Raw genomic sequence first — 18,290 nt, forward strand, 5'->3', positions numbered from 1 at the left:
AACGTTTCATGAGTTTTTCTGATGGATGTCGCAGCGGGGCGGGAGCAACGGGCAGATATCATCTGCGTCAGCCGAACAGCGCCTGCGGCCAGCCGACGATCTGCTTGCGGCGGGGCGGTGCATACGTGCGCACCTTGGACGTGCTCAGGCCGAGCCGCACCAGCGACTCGGCGAGTGCGACGGCAGCAGACACGCCATCGACAACCGGTACGCCCGTGCGCTCGCGAATCTTCGCGTCGAGCCCCACCATCCCGCCGCAACCAAGACAGATGACTTCGGCATGGTCGTCGCGCACGGCGATCTCCGCCTGCGCCACGACGGCCTCGATGGCGCGCTGCGGATCGCGCTCCAGCTCCAGCACCGGCATGCCGCTCGCGCGCACCGAAGCACAGCGAGCGTCGAGACCCGCCAGCTTCAAGCGATCTTCGATGAGCGGCACCGTGCGATCGAGCGTGGTCACGACCGAGTATCTGTGGCCTAGGAGCATCGCCATGCTCGCGGCGGCTTCAGTGATGTCGACGACGGGCACGTGCAGCAATTCCTGCAAGCCTTCGCGTCCGTGTTCGCCGTAACCGGCTTGAATCACGGCGTCGTACGGTTCGTCGTAACTCATCACGCGCTGCATCACGGCAATGGCCGCGAGATAGCTTTCGAAATTGCCTTCGACGGATTCCGCACCGAAGTGCGGCGTGAGTCCGACGATTTCCGTGCCCGGCGACGCGCTCGCACGTGCATGGTGCGCGATGGCGTCGGTTATCGCGGCCGTCGTGTTGACGTTCACGACAAGGATCTTCATAAACACTCCAGAAGGGACTAGATGGGATGGGTGCAGAGGTAAAACTCGCCTGCGCTACCGGCGCAGCGCAGGCGGGGGGACTAGGGTCTGTTCACATTAATACGGGCTCGTGTTGCCCGGCCAAAGGGGCGAGCGCAAGGAATGAGCCGAAGCGAATATCGGTAATATTCGCGAGGATCATGACGCCGCGATCGCCCCTTTGGGTGGACAACCCGAAGGGAACGTGCCCTACCGGCCGTCTGGCGGCGTTGCCCGCAGCTTGCTTGGGGCAACCAAGCGGCGCTGCGAGCGCCTTGCCAGCCAGCCGGTAGAACACGTTCACGAGCCCGTATTAATGTGAACAGACCCTAGTGTGCGGCGCTGTCGACGGCGAAGTGCTCGCCCGAGCAATCGTCGAACGTGCGGCGACGGTCCGAGATGGCGTAGTACACGCCACCGGCAATGCCTGCGCCGAGCAGCCAGGAGAACGGTGTGAGCGCGCTGAACGCAGGCACGAGCGCCGCCGTCACCGCGACCAGCGCCGACGGCACCAGCGCGATCACCGCCTTCGGGTTCACGCCGCGCACATAGTGGTAAGTGCCCTCGCGCATTTCGCTGTACAGATGCGGCACGTGCACGCACGTCTTGCGAAGCAGCCAGTAGTCCACGGTGATGATGCCGTAGAGCGGACCGAGCAACGCACCGAGACCGGACAGGAAGTACACGATCACGATGGGGCTGTTATAGAGATTCCACGGCAAGATAACGACGGCAATCGTGGCGCTGATGAGCCCTGCGCGACGGAACGTCAGCCGATGCGGTGCGAGACTCGTGAGCACGAACGCCGGGGCGACGAAGTTCGCCATGATGTTGACGGCGACCGTCACGACGAGAAACGCGAGACAGCCGAGCACGAGGAACGTCTTGTCGGGAATGGTGGCGATGATCTCGGTCGGGCTGTGGATGATCTGACCGTTCAGACTGAACTGCGCACCGGCGAGCACGAAGCTGATCACCGCGAAGATCAGGATATTGACGGGCAGCCCCCAGAAATTGCCGGTGCGAATGACCTTGCGGCTCGGTGAAGCACGCGTGAAGTCGCAGAAGTTCAATACCAGCGTGCCATAGATGGCGAGCCACAACGCGCCGCCCGCGAAGACCTTCATCCACATGGCAACGCCCGTGAGCGGCGTGCCGACCGACATGGCGATATGGCCTCCGGCGCGGTGATACATCCACACCGCAAGACTCGTGACGGTCACGAGAATGATCGGCCCGGCGAACGCTTCGTACTTGCGCACCATCTCCATGCCGTACGCGAGAATCGCGAGTTGCACGAGCCAGATGGCGACGAAGCTCAGCCAGCCGAGTGTCGACAGACCTAGCACACTGTTGTGATCGAAGGCACCCACCGCAGGCCACACCGCCACGAGCAATACCCGCAGCACGACCGAGGCGAGATACGTCTGAATGCCGAACCACGCAATCGCGATGACGGCACGCACAATGGCAGGAATCTGCGCACCAAAGACACCGAAACTCATGCGACTGACGACCGGGAACGGCACGCCGGTCTTCTGGCCCATGTAGCCCGTCAGGTTCATGAAGACGTAGACGAGCGCCGCGCCGATGCCAAGCGACGCGAGCATCTGCCAGCCGGTCAGGCCCAGCGCGAAGAGTCCGATAGCGAAGGAGTAGTTGGCGATGTTGTGCACATCGTTGGTCCACAGCGCAAAGATGCTGTAGCGGCCCCAGCGCCGTCCTTCGGCCTTTGTCGGGGCCAGATCGGCGTTATGCAGCCGTGGGCTCAGCCCGTGCACAGAGTGATGGGCGTGAGTTTGGGCATGAGACTGCCCGGTCGAGGGCATGCCGCCCAGGACCTCGTTCGAAACGTCCAATTGCATCCGCATTGTCTCCTTGATTGAAGCAAGGACGACCTGACCGTTCGGTCTGACCGCTTATTGGCGCGGTCTATGCATCGCCCTTGCTGAATGCGTGTTGGTGCAATGGAGTATGGGTGGGACGTTTTGAATTGGGAAATTAAATGTTTGGTTGGGTGGTATTCGAAAAATGGATGGAAACTCGTCGCACGCCAGCCAACCGTCGACCTTTGGTAAACCCCGATAAATCCTTCGATCTGAAGCCAGCATCCCGATATACCATTGGCCATCGGGGAAATAAAAAGTACATCTAACAAAAGTCGTGTGCATACTCATATGAATGAGATCGACGCAGACGGTGAATCAGGGCATTCGGGGACGTTCGGAAATCGCGGCGCAAGTGGTGCGTCCAACGCGTTGTTGGCAGCGTTCTTTGCGCAGCGCAAACTCCAGCTCGCGTTGGCGTTGCTGGCGGGCGTACTGTTGCTGGATGTCATCGGTACGCAGATGCTCGGCTTCACGCTCACCGGGCTTGATCATGTCTACTGGGCGAGCCCCGTTGCGCTGACTGGGATCGCCATGGCCGTTCTGTCTCGTCAAACCCGGTCGAAACTACGACGATTCTGGGCGCGAACGAGCGTCGCACTCATCTGTCTCTACTTCCTCACCGTTTTCTCATTCGCGGCGTTCGTGCTTCAGGACTGCGCCATCGCGATCCACTTCGACCTGGTGGACAATCGACTCGAACAGATCGACGACGCACTGGGCTTTCGCTGGCATGCCGCCTATCCTTGGTTTGAAAATCACCCGCCCCTCTTCGATCTGCTTCGCACTTGCTATCGGGTGTACGGATGGCAGGTAGCGTTACTGCCAGTATTGCTGGCTTATAAAGACAAACCTGTCGAGCTAACGGACTACCTCCTACTGTTCTGCGCAACCGTGGTCCTGTCCATTTTGATTTCGACAGCAGTGCCTGCATCGAACCCCTACATCCATTTCGGCCGCATTGGTCCGCATGACCTATCTGAATGGTCGCAATTCGCCAGCATTCGAGAGGGCATGCAGAGGACCATCGACCTGAATGACAATCAGGGGCTGATTTCCCTGCCGTCATTGCATGCAGCACACGCCGTGATATTCAGCTATGTGGTTCGACACTTACGCGGCTGGAATCTTGTGATTCCCGCCGTGAACGTCCTGATGATCGTCTCGGCGCTGCCCTTCGGCGGACACTACCTGATCGACATCATCGCCGGGATCGCGTTGGCGGCAACCGCCATCCATCTGTCGCGTCACTTGCGATCGACACGCGAGCACGATCGATCGCTCACCGTCGTTTCAACCGGGAGTGACGGCGTCGTATAACGGATAAGATTGCCGCCGGACGGTCACGCGTCGTAGCCACGGAACAGGCCGCACAAACGGAACACGTCTTCCGTGTAAGGCAACTGCTTGACCTTGCAATAGCGGCTCGCGAGTTTCATCAACTCCTTGATGTCGCGCCCGCTGGCTTTCGGATATCGCGCGGCCAGCGTCTCGATCAGCCCATCATCGAGATGCGCGCCCACCTGCTCCGCCTGCATACGCCAGAGCCTGCGCGCGTCCGCCGACGACGGCACTTCGTAGTGGATCGTGGCGATGCAGCGCGAGAGGATGGCGTCGTCCACGTCGCCGATGCGGTTCGTCGTCATGAACAACAACCCGTGGAAGTACTCCAGCGAGCGCAGGAACTCCGCGACGATGGCGTTGTGCTCCAGATCGTTGTCGCGACGCCGGATGTACACGTCGGCTTCGTCGAGCAACAGGATCGCGTTCCAGCGCATGGCGCGCCGCAAGATGCTCATGAGCGTGGCGCCCACGGACGCCGCCGTCGTGCCCAACTGACCTGAGTGCACGCGATACAACGGCTTGCCGACCACTTCCGAGTAGATCTCCGCCGTCAGCGTCTTGCCGAGGCCCGGTGCGCCCTGACACAGGATCGTCGCACCACCCGATTTGCCCGGGACGAAGTCCGGCATCATCACGTCCATATTCGACGTCAGGATGTCGATCAGATCGTGATGGTGCGCGGGCAATACCAGCTTGTCGCGCAGACTCGGCTGATATTCGTACTCGGTCATGTTCTGCACGTGGACCCAGAGATTGCGGTGCCAGTCGAGATGGAACACGTGCACGTAGCAGTGCAGCGGAATCGTCTCGAATGCCTGCCCGATCTCGGCGTTGCGCCAGAAGTCGGCATCGCACGCCATTTCGAAGTTGCGCTCCAGCCGCTCTTCGTCGTTGACGCACTTCGCCGTCACGCCGTCGCCCACACGAATCAGTTCCGTCACGCCCTTCGGGTCGACGGAGAACGCGGCGCGGCTCAGCACGAACTGCGCACCGAACGCACGCTGCACGCGCAAGAAGCGTTGCGCATGCTGTTCGTATTCGGTCTTGAACTCCGCGCACTCTTTGTAGAAACCGAACTCCGCGAGCAATTCGGGAATGGTGCGATTCGCGATGTCGTCGCGCGTGAAGACAAGTGACGTGGTCATCCCCGAGCGACGCGGACGATGCTCCGTCGGGCTCAGATTCGCCGACTGCATGGTGTTCGCCAGCATGTCGACGACGACGTACGGCGAGCCCTGATCCGGTTCGACGTAGCGCAAACGTCGCACCAGCCAGGGCAACAACGCACCGTCGCGATGACGCTGATACAGCCAGCCGTCGATCACATCGCGTGCGAGGTAAGCGACCAGCCCCGGCACGAGTTTGTCCAGACTGGGAATCACGCGCGCTTGCGGCGCGTTGTAGACGTTATCGAGCGCGAGCATCTGGAACATCAATGCGCGCTCGTTTTGTGACTTGCTCAGCACGTAAAGCGTGTTGAGCGACTTCGCGTCGAACCATTCGCTGGAGACCAGCATATTGCCGCGACACACCCCGTAGGCCGTCAGTTGCTTGCCCAGCGGTGACTCGGTGCCGATAAGTTGCATCAGCGGATGAATCAATGATTCAGGAATTTCGAAATCCATGGACGGCACTCCCCGTATGGCGTATCGGTTCAGGCGAGGAAGAAGTCGATGGCACGCGCCACGACACCCGGCTCGATGATGTGCAGCCCGTCGAATTCGACGTATTGCACATCGTAGCCCGCCGCTTTGAGCTTGTTTGCGTTTTGACGCCCGCTCGTGGCAATCGGCAATTGCTCGTCGATCAGCCCGTGGGCGATGAACACTTTCGGCAGCCCTTCCTGCACGAAGATCGACATGAATCCGCCGGAGAACGCGATGACGTGGCTCGCAATGTCGCCGTTCGTCACGCCAATCGACAGCGCGTAGCTCGCGCCGTCGGAAAAGCCCGCGAAGGCCACACGCTGCGCATCGAGGCGATAGCGCGCAGCAACGCGTCGCAGCGCCGCTTGCAGACGTTCCAGATCGGGGCCGTTGCCGCCGATCACGATGTCCCACGTTGGGAAGGTCGAATGCGGCGCAAGCACGAGAAACTTGTGTTGATCCGCGTGCGGTTCGATGAACGGCAGCACCTTCTCCGGGAAACCACCCGCGCCGTGAAACATCACGAACAGCGGCACCGGTCTGTCGGTGGGCAAATCGGTGGGAACGTATAGGACTGCGTCGCGTGTCTCACTCAGGCCCAGCGAATGGCGACCGGGTGAGAACGGTTCAGGCAGCGGGTCGGGAGATGGCGGAGAGGATGGCGATGAAGCAGAGGCCGACGCTGGCGCGCTCGGGGCGGCGGACGCGATGACGTCCGGTGGCATGCGTCCGAACAAGGAAGGGTCGAACATGGCGCAGTGATTGTCCCGTAATCGTTGATGTTATTGATATATTGTATATCACACTATTCATCGATTACGTCCGATATTTGCCGCGCCGACGACTTCTCCGCGTCTTATCCGGCCATGTAGGTGGTTAATCCGGCCACGAGCGCGTCGAACGCGACTTTGCAACGGGGATTGGCGCGCAGGTCTTCGTGCATCGTGACCCACGTCTGTAGCCGGAATCGGAAGGCACTCGGCAGCAGACGCACCAGTCGCGGGTCGCGTCTGGCCAGCGGCACCTGACACCCGCCTATTCCGTATCCGGCGCGAATCATCGCCAGTTGCGCCAGATCACTGTCTGCCCGGAACGCGAACGTCTCCCGCGCCCACATTGGCACGCCCTTCGTCGCGTCTCGCAGGAACGGCGTCAACTTGTCGAATCCGATCACTGTGTGATGCGCGAGGTCCGCCAGCGAGGCCGGAGCGCCGTAGCGGGCGACATAGTCGTCGCGCGCGTGCAGGCCGACGTCGATGACGCCGACGCGGCGGGCAATCAGCGCGTCCTGCTGCGGCGGGGCCATGCGCACCGCGATGTCCACTTCCCGATGCAACAAATCCTGAATGCGATTCGTCGGCACCAGTTCGATGGTCAGATCCGGGTGCGCGCGACGCAGCGCCGTCAGGATCGGCGGCAAGACTTCCACCCCGACGACCTCGCTCGCCGAGATCCGCACCACCCCGTTCACTCCGTCGCCATGGCTCGCTGCCGCCCGCTCGAAGGCCAGCGCCGTGTGCTGCATCGCCTGCGCGTGCGAGCGTAGCGACTGCGCCGCATCCGTCGGCAGCAAGCCCGTTTGCGAGCGCGTGAAGAGCGTCTGCCCCAGCGCTTGTTCCAGCGTGGCGATATGCCGTCCCGCCGTTGGCTGCGTGATGCCCAGCGCGCGCGCTGCGCCCGAGAGCGAACCCTCCGTCAGCACGGCCAGGAACGTTCGGTAGAGATCCCAGCTGAGATTCGATGTCATACAAAAATGTATAGCCGATAGATTGTTTTAGGTAATTTTATTCTAATCGACTCGCGCGGAGAATTGCATCACCGACAACGAACGAGGAGCCTCCTCATGAGCCATTCCACTCAACAGACAACATCCCGTGCACTGGTGCTAGGTGCTACGGGCGGCATCGGCGGAGAAGTCGCGCGGCAGTTGCTCGCAGCGGGTTGGCAAGTGCGTGCGATGCGCCGAGGTGGCGCTCCCGCCTCGGTGACGGACGCTGGCATCGAGTGGATCGACGGCGATGCCATGCATGCCGACGACGTCCTCGCCGCCGCCCGCGATTGCGCCGTGATCGTGCATGCCGTCAACCCGCCGGGCTATCGCAACTGGAACACGCAGGTGCTGCCCATGCTGGACAACACGATTGCCGCTGCCACACGCTATGGTGCAACCATCGTCCTGCCGGGCACCGTCTATAACTACGGGCCGGAGACGTTCCCCGTGCTGCATGAAGACACACCCCAACGGCCGCTGACCCGCAAGGGCCGCATTCGCGCGACGATGGAGGATCGTTTGCGTGACGCGAGCCGCAACGGCGTGCAGACGATCATTGTGCGTGCAGGCGACTTCTTCGGCCCGCTCACCCGCAATAGCTGGTTCGCTCAGGGACTGGTGAAGCCGGGACAAACGACACGCGTGGTGCAGATCCCCAACGCCACCGGCGTCGGCCATCAATGGTCGTATCTGCCCGACGTGGCCCGTGCGATGGTCATGCTGATCGAACGCCGCCACACGCTCGACGCGTTCGCAAACTTTCACATGGCCGGGCATTGGGATGCCGACGGCACGGAAATGGCCGCAGCGATCACGCGTGTGATGTCGCGTCATGGCGTCGAAGTCAAAACGCGCCGTTTCCCGTGGTGGCTGATGACGCTGGCGTCGCCCTTCGTCACGACGCTGCGCGAGTTGCAGGAGATGCGCTATCTCTGGAAGCAGCCGGTTCGCATGGACAACGCCCGTCTGGTCGATGCCCTCGGCGAGGAGCCGCACACGCCGCTCGACGTCGCCATCCAAACGACCCTCGAAGGCCTCGGATGCCTGCCGGGGAAGCCGTCCGCGAAAGGCTTCGCATACCCCTGATTTATACAAGCGTTAACTTGCATAAATAACGATGCGCTCCTATCCTTTGGCCTACGTCCCCATGCTCGTCTTTGCGAAGACGTGCAATCCAAAACCCCAGGAGCCGTTCTCGATGCCCGGTGCTGTCAGTGTTCTCGATGCCTTCGATGCGTTCGTAATTTTCAAGCTGGTGCTCGTGACCGGCCTGACGCTTTGGTCGGCCATTGCCGCGCTGAACAACGTGGTGGCGTTCGGTGCGTCGTCGTGGGCCATCGGCCGAACGCTGGACATGTCGCCCCTGCGCGAAGCACCGGCCATCGAAATTCCGTTGCTGCGTCGTGCGATGCATGCGAAGGGCTGGTCGGTGCTGGCGTTGCTCGTACTGATCGCGCTTCAGTTCACGGCGACGGTGTGCCTCGGCTGGGGTGGCATTCAGTTGGCAGGCGCCATCGGTGTGGGTGCCGCTCACGCGACCCACGCTGCCATTGCATGGGCGACGCTGGGCCTCTCGGCCCTGAGCGCAGCGTGGCTGATGATGATGATCGGCGGCTTGTGGTTCGGCTACTGGATTCGTCAGGAAGGTCTGCAACTCACGCACATGATGTTGCTGACGCTGACGATTGCCGCAGGCGCCGTCTTGCGGATGTGAAAGACGTGAAGGACGTGAGCGTGGCGCTCAGTTGCTGCGCCCGCTCCCGAGCAGACGCGAGATGCGTCGTGCTGCGTCGGTGAGCGCTGCGACCGTCTGCGGGTTCGGGTGCGCAGGCAAATAGTGAATCGAGCCGACGATGGCGAGCGTGCCGAACAGCGTTCCGTCGTCCTGCACAATCGGTGCCGCCAGCGCGTTGACGCCGAGAAACACTTCTTCCGGCGCATCCGCCCAGCCACGCTCGCGGACCAGCGCGAGTTCGTGCGACAGGCGCATCGCGTCGGTGATGGTGTGCGGTGTACAGGCGTCGAGCGGGCCTTCGAGCACCGCGTCGCGCCGCTCCTTTGCGCCGAACGCCAGCGCAATCTTGCCCTGCGCCACGCTGTGCAGCTTGAACTGCGTGCCGGGATGCAGCAGGATCTCCAGCGGACTGCGGCCACGCATCACGTCGAGCACGACCACATCGGTCTCGGTGAACGAACTGATGACGATGGTCTGCCCCACGGCGTCGCGCAATTCTTCCATGACAGGGCGTGCCAGCCCCACCACGTCGAACTGTTTGACGAGCTTTTGTCCGAGCAGAAAGAGACGCCAGCCGATTCGGTAACGGCTCGTGCGCGGGTTCTGCACCACATACCCTTCCTGACGCAGTGCCGTGAGATGCCGGTGAACCCGTGCTTTGGGGACGCCGAGCGCTTCTGCCAGATGCGTCACGCCGCACTCGGCATTGCGCTCGGCCAGCAACTCCAGAATGCGCAACGAAATGACCGAAGTCGACGACGTGTTGATTTCGTCGCCGCCCTGCTCTGCGCGCTCGTCGCCGGCGGCACTCGGCACAGCGGCGGCGCGCGGGCGGCGGATGACGTCGTTCGGGGTGTCCTTCGATCCTTTCACTGCGTGTCCTTTGTCACTGTCGTCGCGCGCTGATTACTGTGCTTCGAGCGAGATGAAACGCTCGCCGAACACGTGATAGCGCTGCGGCTTGTTCTTGTTCACGTCCTCGGGGCGGACGTAGCGAATCGAGCTGCGATTACGGCACGCCCGCGGCAGGACGAAGCAGCGGATGAACGTCGTATCGCGTGCCTCGGTCGTCGGTGCCAGCACCGGCGCATGTCCGAGTTCGAGCCAGGCTTGCCCTGCCGGATGGGTGTGCGACGCGCCCAACGTCTCGATCGTGATCTCGCCTTCGAGCGTGCAACGCACGCCGGGCCCCTGATGCACGTGCGTATGCGCCACGCCGCCGGGGGGGAATTGTACCTTGTCGCAACGCATGAGCCACTGTTGGCGCGGGTCCAGCTCGACAGGCGCGTCGAGCTTGAGCGTCGACGACGCTCCCGGTGCCGACGCGATCTCACCCGGTGTCGGCTCACTGCCCGACATCAGTTCCCAACGCCACAGCGTCGCCCCTTCACTCCCAGCGATCAGCGCGACGCTGTCGTCGCCCAGCCACGCACTCTCGGCTGGATGATGCTGCGCGCCCGTGTCGAACTCGATGGCGACGTCACCCCGCACGACATAAATTGCGCGACGCGCAGACGGCAGATACACGGGCGGATGGTTCGGTGCGATGACATCCTCGTACAAACGCAATTGAAACGGCTTCACTTCGATCTCCTGTGACCAGTCGATTGCCCCGACCATCGAGACAACACTGGCATTTAGTATCGATCATCGATACGCAAAGCACCATTTATGGTTTACCACGAGACATGACTTTGGAATGTCCTGCTACCATTCAAACGAAATCATTCCCATGCGTATCGATAGTCGATACGCTAGGACTGACATTAGGATAGTTCCATGAAGGAGACAAGAATGGACACTGGCACGACCGCCCTGAACGCGGCGGGCGCGGCACGTCGACCGTGGTATCGCGGCGCGACCCCGGCGCAATGGCGGGCATTTGGTTCGGCCTATATCGGCTGGATGCTCGACATCATGGATCTGATGCTGTTCGCGATGGTGATTCGCTACATCAGCGTCGACCTGCATTTCGACAAGGGCGTGGCGGGCATCATCGCTTCGCTCACGTTGCTGGCGACGGCCTTCGGCGGTCTGTTCTTTGGCTTCCTCGCCGACCGCATCGGTCGTACGAAGTCGATGATTCTCTCGATCCTGTGTTACTCCATCGGCACCGCGCTGTGCGGCTTCGCCGATTCGGTGACGTCGCTCCTCATCTTCCGTTTCCTGCTGGGTCTGGGCATTGGCGGCGAGTGGTCCGCGGGTGCTGCGCTGATTACCGAAACGTGGCCAGCCGAGCACCGCGCCAAGGTGATGGCGTGGGTGCAGAGTGCGTTTGCCGTAGGTTATGCAGTCGCCGCTATCGTGGCCGCCGTCATCCTGCCGCATTTCGGCTGGCGCTGGGTGTTCGCCTTCGGTCTGGTGCCGACGGTGCTGGCGTTCTGGGTGCGTCGTCACGTGGAAGAGCCCGCGATCTGGCGCGAACAACGCGTGCGGCTCACGCTCGGCCAGACCCTCGGCATGCTGTTCGGGCCGTATGCGCGCAACACAGTCGTCGGCCTTGCCTTCACGGCGGCAGCGATGTGCGGTTACTGGGGACTGTTCACGTGGATTCCTGCGTATCTGTCGACGCCAATCGATCAGGGCGGCCCGGGCTTCGATCTGATGCGCTCGACGACGTGGATCGTCATCATGCAGATCGGCGCAGCGGCAGGATTCGTGTGCTTCGGCTACATCGCGGACCGTATCGGATGCCGCAAGTCGTTCCTGCTGTTCTTCATCGTGTCGGCAATTACTGTGCCGCTTTATGTCGCGATTCGCGAGCCGATGCTGTTGCTGGTGTTCGGGCCGGTCGTGGCGTTCTTCGGCACGGGCTTTTATAGCGGCTTCGCCCCGACGTTCGCGGAGATGTTCCCGACGCAGGTGCGCGCCACGGCACAAGGCTTCATCTACAACACGGGACGCGCCGCGAGCGCCCTCGCCCCGGCGGCTGTCGGCCTGCTGTCGCGTGGCGAGAACGTGAGCGTTGCACTCGGCGCCACGGCGGGCTTCTTCCTGCTCGCCGCCATCATCGTCTACTTCTTCCTGCCGGAAAGTCACGGCGAAGCGCTCGCCTGAGCGCTGAACGCAGACGCTCAGTTCCGGCGATCTGACGCGCCGGTGGCATTCCCCGCCACCGGCGCGCCGTCGCTCTCACTTCCCCCACCTCTCAAGTTGTCGCACTTACCCGTTGGAAGACGGTAAGCGAATGACCGACGGGCAGTCCGAGTAAAGCCGTGTGACGTCGTCGGCGCGCAACGTCAGCACCGCGCGCTGATTCACGTATCCCTTGTCTGTGATCTCCCCTTGTTCGAGCGACGGCGGCGATGCCAGAATGGCCGCACGCGCCGCGCGTTGCGAACTCCCGGCGTCATGCGCCAGTTGCGCGAGTGCCTGTGCAATGAGCGAACGGACATCGTCGTGCATCGCGAGTGTTTTGCCTGCGTGATCGTCTGCGGACACCGGGGCAGAGGCCGTCTTCGCCCGCATCGCCGGACTCGGGAAGATCAGTAGCCCGATCTCATCGCGATCATGCCCGGCGATCACCACGTCCGACGCATAAGGGGCCAACGCCGTCACCGCACGCAGCCGCAGCGCACCGACGGAAACCCACGTGCCGCTCGTCAGCTTGAAGTCCTCCGACACCCGTCCGTCGAAAATCACCCCCGCGCCGGGATCGTTCGCATCAGACAGACGGCCCGCATCGCCGGTGCGATAGAAGCCCTCTTCGTCGAACGCCTGCGCCGTTGCCTCCGGATCGCCCGCATAACTGCGAAATACCGACGGACCGCGCACACGCATCTCCAGCTTGTCGCCGTTGGGCACGAACTTCAGCTCGTTACCCGGCGCGGGCAGACCGATATTGCCCGCACCCGGAATCGGGAAGTGAACGCTGGTGATCAGCGGCGACGTCTCGGTCGCGCCCCACGCCGACGTGAAGAACGGCAGCGTCTCGCAGTGCCGCGACGCCAGTCGCTCGAAGCGCTGCCATACCGCCGGGGGCAAACTCGCCGCCGCGTAGAACAGCACTTGGAGACGGCCGAAGAAGCGCGCGGCGAATGCCTCGTCGTCTTCGAGAAACGGTGCGAGCGCTTCGAACCCCTTCGGGACGTTGAAGTGCAGCGTGGGCGACACGTCGCGCAGCGCCTCGACGGAGCGCTCCACGAGTTCGGGCACCGGACGACCGTCGTCCACATAGAACGCCCCGCCGTTGCGCAACGCCATGTGGAAGTTGTGATTCGCGCCGAACGTATGGCTCCACGGCAGCCAGTCGACCACGACCGGCGGCGTCTCGTCGAGGAAATGCCAGCACTGCGCGATCATCTGCTGATTCGCTGCCAGCATGCGGTGCGTGTTGACGACGATTTTCGGCTTACCCGTGGAGCCGGAGGTCAGCAGCAGCTTCGCCGTATCCTCAGGCCGCACTTGCGCGAAGACGGCATCCAGCGCCGCCGATGCCGACGTCGACGCAAGCGCGTCGAAGCGCAACCAGTCTGCACGCGCATTACGCGTAGCGACGACGGGGCAGCGGATCGGTGCACCGTCCAGCGCACGCGCGTAGGCATCGCCGTCTTCGACATACACGAGCGCCGGGTCGAGCCGCGCGAGAATGCCGTGCAGCTTGCTCATGTCCTTCGCGATGCGCGAGTAGGCCGACGACACGATGGCCGTCTGACGCCCCGCCATCATCGCGCCGAGCACGAGCAGCGCGTGATTGACGCTGTTGTCCGACAGAATCACCACCGGACGCTCACGCGGCACGTCGAGATCGAGCAACGCCTGCCCGATGCCGCGTGCCATCGCGAGCCCTTCGCCGTAGGTGACCTCACGCCAGAGGCCCGCGCCAGACGTGGCGTCGCCGGGCTGCCGCCGCTCAGCCACGAAAACAGCCTCCGGCGTCCTCGATGCCCATTGCACGAGCCAGTCCGCCGGGCTGCGCGCGAACTCGCCGAGCACAGTGCGAGAGCGAATCACGAAGCTGCCGTCCGCGCGCACCTCGCGTTCGATATCGGGCCGGGCGAGACGGCGCGCGCCCGCCGCCACGTTCACTCGATGGTCCACTTTCCGCGCTTCACCGTGACGAGCACACGACCGTCTTCGCCATAAGCCGAGTGGTCCTGTGCGTTGACATTGATCATGCCGTGCGTGGCCGCCAGACCGCGCGTCTGTTCGACGGCGGTGACGAGTGCGTCGCGAAACGCCTGCGTGCCCGGTTGCGCCTGCTTCGCCGCCACCGCGACGGCACGGTCGAGGACCAGATAAGCGTCGTACGCATAACCCGCGAACAGGTTGCGCGAGCCCGCACCGTACTGTGCCTCGTAACGCTTCGCGAAGTCCGTGGCGACGGCCTTGCCCGGATGGTTCGCCGACAATTGCTCAGCGACGAGGATGTTGCCCACCGGCAGAATCGCGCCCTCCGCACTCTTGCCCGCGACGCGCAGGAAGTCGTTGTTGGCGACACCGTGCGTCTGGTAGATGCGTCCCTTATAGCCGCGCTCGCGCAACGTGCTCATGGGCAGCGCCCCCGGCGTACCGCTCGCCGCGATGATGACGGCGTCCACATTGGACGACATGACCTTCAGCACCTGCGCCGTCACGGACTGATCGTTGCGCGCGTAACGCTCGACCGGTGCGACCTGAATCTGACGGGCGACGGCACGCGCCTGAATGTCCTTGAGCCACGCTTCGCCATAGGAATCGTTAAAGCCGATGAAGCCCAGCGTCTTCACCTTGTGCGCCTTCATGTCGTCGAGTACGGCGTCGGCCATGACGGCGACCGATTGCGGCAACGAGAAGACGTAGCGCATCTGCGTGGCGCTCGGCACGAACGGGCACAGGCCCAGTTGCGGGGTGCCGGTATCGGCCGCCACAGCGGCGACGGCCAGACACGCGGGCGTCGTGGACGACCCGATGATCGCGTCGACCTTGTCTTCCGTCGCGAGACGACGCGCGTTCTTCGTCGCGGTGGTCGGATCGGTGGCGTCGTCGAGCACGATGTAGCGCGCGGGCAAGCCGCCAAGTGTCGGCGGCAGCATGCCGATGGCCTGCTTCTCCGGAATGCCGAGCGACGCGCCGGGGCCGGTCGTCGAAAGCGTGACGCCTACGGTGACGCCCGCCGGTTGGGCGTACGCTTGCGAGGTCGCGCAGAGCATCGCCACACCGGCGAGCGTCGACAACGAAAGCATGCGAGATAACGCGAAACTGCGTGTGAACCTGTTTGCCGCCATGTGACTTGTCTCCTGGGATGTTTTCGTTCTAGGGGCTGGACAGCTTGCGACGCACACCTCCTCGTTAGCGCACGGCGAACTCCGGCAGTACTTCACGGTTGCGCGGCAAGCCCATGATTTCGCGGGCTTCGGTCGGCGTGGCAGGCTCGTAACCCATCTCGCGCACAAGCCGCACCACACGCTCGGTGAGTTGCTGGTTCGTCGCGGGCACACCATGCTCGTAGTACAGGTTGTCCTCCAGACCGACCCGCACGTGGCCACCGAGCAATAGCGAATTCATCGCGGACGGCAGTTGCGCCGGACCGATGCCGCTCACGCAGAAGATGCTGCCCTTGGGCAACAGGTCGACCATCGACTGCAACACGCGCGGCGTGTACGGCATGGCGTTCTGGAAGCCACGATGCACACCGAGCACGAGGTTGACGAAGAACGGCTCGTCGTCGAATCCGGCAGCGGTGAGCGTGGCAAGGTCCTGCACGATGTGCGTGGGACTAAAGACCTCCCACTCCGGCTTGATGCCGCGCTTCTTCATCTCGATGGCCAGATGCTTTGAGCGCTCCGGCGAGGTGTGCATCAGCAACTCCTTGCCACCGAAGCTCGCGATGATGGTCGTGGCGTCGAGCGTGCACATCTCGGCACCGGCATCCATGCCTTTCAGACGTTCTTCCCAGAGGATTTCCCAATAACCGTTATCGGCCTGCTGCCCGATCATGTCGCCGTGAACGCCACCGCCCGTCGAGTTATTGATGACGATGTCGCACTTGTCGCGAATGCGGCGGTTGATGTCGCGATAGATCGCCGGATTGCACGTCGCACCGTCGTCGCCCGGACGCCGCGCGTGAATCGCCACGACGCTCGCGCCAGCGTTGTAGCAGTCGTAGACATCGCGCGCGATCTCATCCGGCTGCGTGGGCAGATGGGGATTCTGCGACTTGTACGCCATGCCGCCCGTGGGCGCGATGGTGACGATGACTTTGGGTTTGCTCATGCGTGTCTCCTTCTTCGAATCGGTGGTTCGTTCGTTGGATCGGAATGCGTTCAGGTCAAGGCTTCAGGGCTTGCTCGCGAGAATGCCGAGGATGACGGCGTCGCGCTGCGCTTCGAGACGTGCATTGCCGCGACCGGCCAGCTCGGCTTCAACACCTGCGGTGATACGCGCCTTGAGGTCGTCCGTCAGGACCGGCTCGCCAAGGTCTGCCCACCACGACTCGATGGGCGGGCCGAGGTGTTCGAGCAGATGGGCGATGCCGCCCGCGCCACCCGACAGATGCAGATTCAGGAACGGCCCCAGCGCCGCCCAGCGCAGGCCCGGGCCGTAAGCGATGGCATCGTCGATATCCGCAACCGAGGCGACGCCGGTATCCACCAGATGAATCGCCTCGCGCCACAGCGCCGCTTGCAGACGGTTCGCGATATGCCCCTTCACTTCCTTGCGGACGTGGATCGCGCGCTTGCCGATCGCGCGATAGAACTGCATGGCGGTGTCGATGGCGGCTTGCGACGACTGTTCGCCGCCGATCACCTCGACGAGCGGAATCAGATGCGGCGGATTGAACGGGTGCCCGAGCACCACACGTTCGGGATGCGCACACACCGACTGCACCCGGCTCATCAACAACCCCGACGAACTCGACGCAATCACCACCGACGGCGGCAGCGCGCTGTCCATCTTGCGGAAAAGATCCTGCTTGAGGTCTTCACGCTCGGGGCCGCTCTCCTGGACGAAGTCGGCCCCTTCGAGCGCGGCGTCGAGTGTGTCGTGGAAGGTAAGGCTGTCTCGTGTCGCGCCCGCCGTCAGCCCGATGCGGATGAGCGTGGGCCAGTGCGCATCGACAGCTTCACGCAGGCGCTCATGCGCGCCCGGCGCGGGGTCCCATGCGCTCACGCGCAGACCGCGCGCCAGAAAGTACGCGGCCCAGCTCGCGCCGATGACGCCAGTGCCGATGACGGCGACCTGCTCGATGTTGTCGTATTTCACATTCGTCTCCGTGGGGATGGCCGGATGGCTAGCGCGCCGCTCGGCCCAGAAAGCGTTCCATCCGCTCACGCGCTTCGGGCGTGGCGAGCATGAGTGCGCTCGTCACCGATTCGGTGAAGAGGCCGTCGGCCATCGACATGTCGTGAATGCGCGACAGCGCATGTATCGTCGCCCAATTCGACAGCGGGCTGTTGGCGGCCGTGTCGCGCGCCAGTTGTGTCGCCAGCGCGAGTCCGTCGCCGACATCTGCCAGATAGTGTCCAAGGCCCAGACGTTCACCGTCGACAGCGTCGTACCGGCGGCCCGTCAGCATCATTTCCGTCATCCGGTCCGGGCCGAGAATGCGCGCCACGCGCACCGAGGCACCGCCGCCCACGAAGATCCCGCGCTTGCCCTCGGGCAGTTGGAAAAACGCGTTGCGCTCGATCACGCGCACATGGGCTGCCAGCGCCAGTTCCAGCCCGCCGCCGATGACGGCGCCTTGCAGGACAGCGACCACCGGACGTCCGCCAAACTGAATCTCATGGAAGACCTTGTGCCAGCGCTGCGAGACGCGCAACACGTCGATGGGATCGCGCGTGCTGTTCTCCGAGAGATCCAGTCCGGCGCAGAAGTGCTCGCCAGCACCGCTCAGGACAACGGCTCTGACGCTGTCGTCGAAATCGCGGAAGGCGGCTTCGAGCGAATCGATGGCCGCATCGCAAAGCGCATTGCGCTTCTCGGCGCGGTCGAGAGTGACAAACGCGATGGCGTCTTCGACGCGCACGCGCAGGTGGGGGTAGGTCATAGTCTGCATCGCTCCAAATCGTGAAAAGTATCTTATAAGATATTTTCGCCGTTGCGCAGCTTGTGCAATGCAGTTCAGGGTTAACAGGGATATTTTGCTTGCAAAGGCAATTTAATGCACATT

At 63.0% G+C, this 18,290-nt stretch carries 16 protein-coding genes; 4 read left to right on the top strand and 12 right to left on the bottom strand.

Going from position 1 to position 18,290, the window contains the following annotated elements; all coding sequences use genetic code 11:
- Window positions 1-67: 67 nt before the first annotated feature.
- Both ACIQWO_RS05795 and ACIQWO_RS05800 read right to left on the bottom strand, forming a co-directional pair.
- On the bottom strand, window positions 68-796 hold the full coding sequence (locus tag ACIQWO_RS05795) for an aspartate/glutamate racemase family protein (RefSeq protein ID WP_402820416.1): 729 nt from the start codon (window positions 794-796) through the stop codon (window positions 68-70).
- Between the two features lie 347 nt (window positions 797-1,143).
- On the bottom strand, window positions 1,144-2,643 hold the full coding sequence (locus tag ACIQWO_RS05800) for an NCS1 family nucleobase:cation symporter-1 (RefSeq protein WP_402821845.1): 1,500 nt from the start codon (window positions 2,641-2,643) through the stop codon (window positions 1,144-1,146).
- Between the two features lie 348 nt (window positions 2,644-2,991).
- Here ACIQWO_RS05800 and ACIQWO_RS05805 point away from each other — a divergent pair, with 348 nt between their 5' ends.
- Window positions 2,992-4,020, top strand: a complete 1,029-nt coding sequence (locus ACIQWO_RS05805) for a phosphatase PAP2 family protein (protein ID WP_402820419.1) — start codon at window positions 2,992-2,994, stop codon at window positions 4,018-4,020.
- Between the two features lie 23 nt (window positions 4,021-4,043).
- Here ACIQWO_RS05805 and ACIQWO_RS05810 read toward each other — a convergent pair whose 3' ends face one another.
- The 3 genes from ACIQWO_RS05810 to ACIQWO_RS05820 all read right to left on the bottom strand — a co-directional run bounded on the left by ACIQWO_RS05810 (window position 4,044) and on the right by ACIQWO_RS05820 (window position 7,437).
- The gene (locus ACIQWO_RS05810; protein ID WP_402820422.1) at window positions 4,044-5,669 is read right to left on the bottom strand and encodes an AAA family ATPase; all 1,626 of its coding nucleotides are present in this window, start codon (window positions 5,667-5,669) and stop codon (window positions 4,044-4,046) included.
- Between the two features lie 29 nt (window positions 5,670-5,698).
- Window positions 5,699-6,442, bottom strand: coding sequence for an alpha/beta hydrolase (locus ACIQWO_RS05815; protein ID WP_402820425.1), 744 nt, complete (start codon window positions 6,440-6,442; stop codon window positions 5,699-5,701).
- A 104-nt stretch (window positions 6,443-6,546) separates the two neighbouring features.
- Window positions 6,547-7,437: a LysR family transcriptional regulator gene (locus tag ACIQWO_RS05820; RefSeq protein ID WP_402820428.1), complete on the bottom strand. Its 891-nt coding sequence runs from the start codon at window positions 7,435-7,437 to the stop codon at window positions 6,547-6,549.
- A gap of 96 nt (window positions 7,438-7,533) precedes the next feature.
- Here ACIQWO_RS05820 and ACIQWO_RS05825 point away from each other — a divergent pair, with 96 nt between their 5' ends.
- Complete coding sequence (locus tag ACIQWO_RS05825) at window positions 7,534-8,547, top strand: SDR family oxidoreductase (RefSeq protein WP_402820431.1); 1,014 nt, start codon at window positions 7,534-7,536, stop codon at window positions 8,545-8,547.
- A 112-nt stretch (window positions 8,548-8,659) separates the two neighbouring features.
- Window positions 8,660-9,175, top strand: a complete 516-nt coding sequence (locus ACIQWO_RS05830) for a DUF2165 family protein (protein WP_402820434.1) — start codon at window positions 8,660-8,662, stop codon at window positions 9,173-9,175.
- Between the two features lie 27 nt (window positions 9,176-9,202).
- Here ACIQWO_RS05830 and ACIQWO_RS05835 read toward each other — a convergent pair whose 3' ends face one another.
- Both ACIQWO_RS05835 and ACIQWO_RS05840 read right to left on the bottom strand, forming a co-directional pair.
- Window positions 9,203-10,069 carry an IclR family transcriptional regulator gene (locus ACIQWO_RS05835; protein ID WP_402820437.1) on the bottom strand — a complete coding sequence of 289 codons (867 nt, stop codon included), beginning with the start codon at window positions 10,067-10,069 and terminating at the stop codon, window positions 9,203-9,205.
- A gap of 33 nt (window positions 10,070-10,102) precedes the next feature.
- The gene (locus ACIQWO_RS05840) at window positions 10,103-10,780 is read right to left on the bottom strand and encodes a hypothetical protein (RefSeq protein ID WP_402820440.1); all 678 of its coding nucleotides are present in this window, start codon (window positions 10,778-10,780) and stop codon (window positions 10,103-10,105) included.
- Between the two features lie 195 nt (window positions 10,781-10,975).
- On the opposite strand from ACIQWO_RS05840, the gene ACIQWO_RS05845 reads away from it, so the two are divergent.
- Complete coding sequence (locus tag ACIQWO_RS05845) at window positions 10,976-12,253, top strand: MFS transporter (protein ID WP_402820443.1); 1,278 nt, start codon at window positions 10,976-10,978, stop codon at window positions 12,251-12,253.
- Window positions 12,254-12,358: 105 nt separating this feature from the next.
- On the opposite strand, the gene ACIQWO_RS05850 is transcribed toward ACIQWO_RS05845, so the two are convergent.
- The 5 genes from ACIQWO_RS05850 to ACIQWO_RS05870 form a co-directional block, all read right to left on the bottom strand.
- Window positions 12,359-14,236: a feruloyl-CoA synthase gene (locus tag ACIQWO_RS05850; protein WP_402820446.1), complete on the bottom strand. Its 1,878-nt coding sequence runs from the start codon at window positions 14,234-14,236 to the stop codon at window positions 12,359-12,361.
- Window positions 14,221-15,360: an ABC transporter substrate-binding protein gene (locus ACIQWO_RS05855; protein WP_402820449.1), complete on the bottom strand. Its 1,140-nt coding sequence runs from the start codon at window positions 15,358-15,360 to the stop codon at window positions 14,221-14,223. Before ACIQWO_RS05855 ends, ACIQWO_RS05850 begins: the two co-directional genes overlap by 16 nt.
- 106 nt (window positions 15,361-15,466) lie before the next feature.
- Window positions 15,467-16,390 (bottom strand): 3-keto-5-aminohexanoate cleavage protein, encoded by a 924-nt coding sequence (locus ACIQWO_RS05860; RefSeq protein ID WP_402820452.1) that lies wholly within the window; start codon window positions 16,388-16,390, stop codon window positions 15,467-15,469.
- A 63-nt stretch (window positions 16,391-16,453) separates the two neighbouring features.
- Complete coding sequence (locus ACIQWO_RS05865) at window positions 16,454-17,380, bottom strand: 3-hydroxyacyl-CoA dehydrogenase NAD-binding domain-containing protein (protein WP_402820454.1); 927 nt, start codon at window positions 17,378-17,380, stop codon at window positions 16,454-16,456.
- Between the two features lie 28 nt (window positions 17,381-17,408).
- Window positions 17,409-18,167, bottom strand: a complete 759-nt coding sequence (locus ACIQWO_RS05870) for a crotonase/enoyl-CoA hydratase family protein (protein WP_402820457.1) — start codon at window positions 18,165-18,167, stop codon at window positions 17,409-17,411.
- Between the last annotated feature and the right edge of the window lie 123 nt (window positions 18,168-18,290).

The organism is Pandoraea sp. NPDC090278, from assembly GCF_044772185.1.
In the GTDB taxonomy this organism is placed as follows: Bacteria; Pseudomonadota; Gammaproteobacteria; order Burkholderiales; family Burkholderiaceae; genus Pandoraea.

Coding starts and splice junctions, on each gene's coding strand:
- ACIQWO_RS05795 (WP_402820416.1), bottom strand. CDS start 796: ATGAAGATCCTTGTCGTGAACGTCAACACGACGGCCGCGATAACCGAC.
- ACIQWO_RS05830 (WP_402820434.1), top strand. CDS start 8,660: ATGCCCGGTGCTGTCAGTGTTCTCGATGCCTTCGATGCGTTCGTAATT.
- ACIQWO_RS05860 (WP_402820452.1), bottom strand. CDS start 16,390: ATGAGCAAACCCAAAGTCATCGTCACCATCGCGCCCACGGGCGGCATG.
- ACIQWO_RS05820 (WP_402820428.1), bottom strand. CDS start 7,437: ATGACATCGAATCTCAGCTGGGATCTCTACCGAACGTTCCTGGCCGTG.
- ACIQWO_RS05870 (WP_402820457.1), bottom strand. CDS start 18,167: ATGACCTACCCCCACCTGCGCGTGCGCGTCGAAGACGCCATCGCGTTT.
- ACIQWO_RS05815 (WP_402820425.1), bottom strand. CDS start 6,442: ATGTTCGACCCTTCCTTGTTCGGACGCATGCCACCGGACGTCATCGCG.
- ACIQWO_RS05810 (WP_402820422.1), bottom strand. CDS start 5,669: ATGGATTTCGAAATTCCTGAATCATTGATTCATCCGCTGATGCAACTT.
- ACIQWO_RS05855 (WP_402820449.1), bottom strand. CDS start 15,360: ATGCTTTCGTTGTCGACGCTCGCCGGTGTGGCGATGCTCTGCGCGACC.
- ACIQWO_RS05800 (WP_402821845.1), bottom strand. CDS start 2,643: ATGCCCTCGACCGGGCAGTCTCATGCCCAAACTCACGCCCATCACTCT.
- ACIQWO_RS05805 (WP_402820419.1), top strand. CDS start 2,992: ATGAATGAGATCGACGCAGACGGTGAATCAGGGCATTCGGGGACGTTC.
- ACIQWO_RS05825 (WP_402820431.1), top strand. CDS start 7,534: ATGAGCCATTCCACTCAACAGACAACATCCCGTGCACTGGTGCTAGGT.
- ACIQWO_RS05845 (WP_402820443.1), top strand. CDS start 10,976: ATGAAGGAGACAAGAATGGACACTGGCACGACCGCCCTGAACGCGGCG.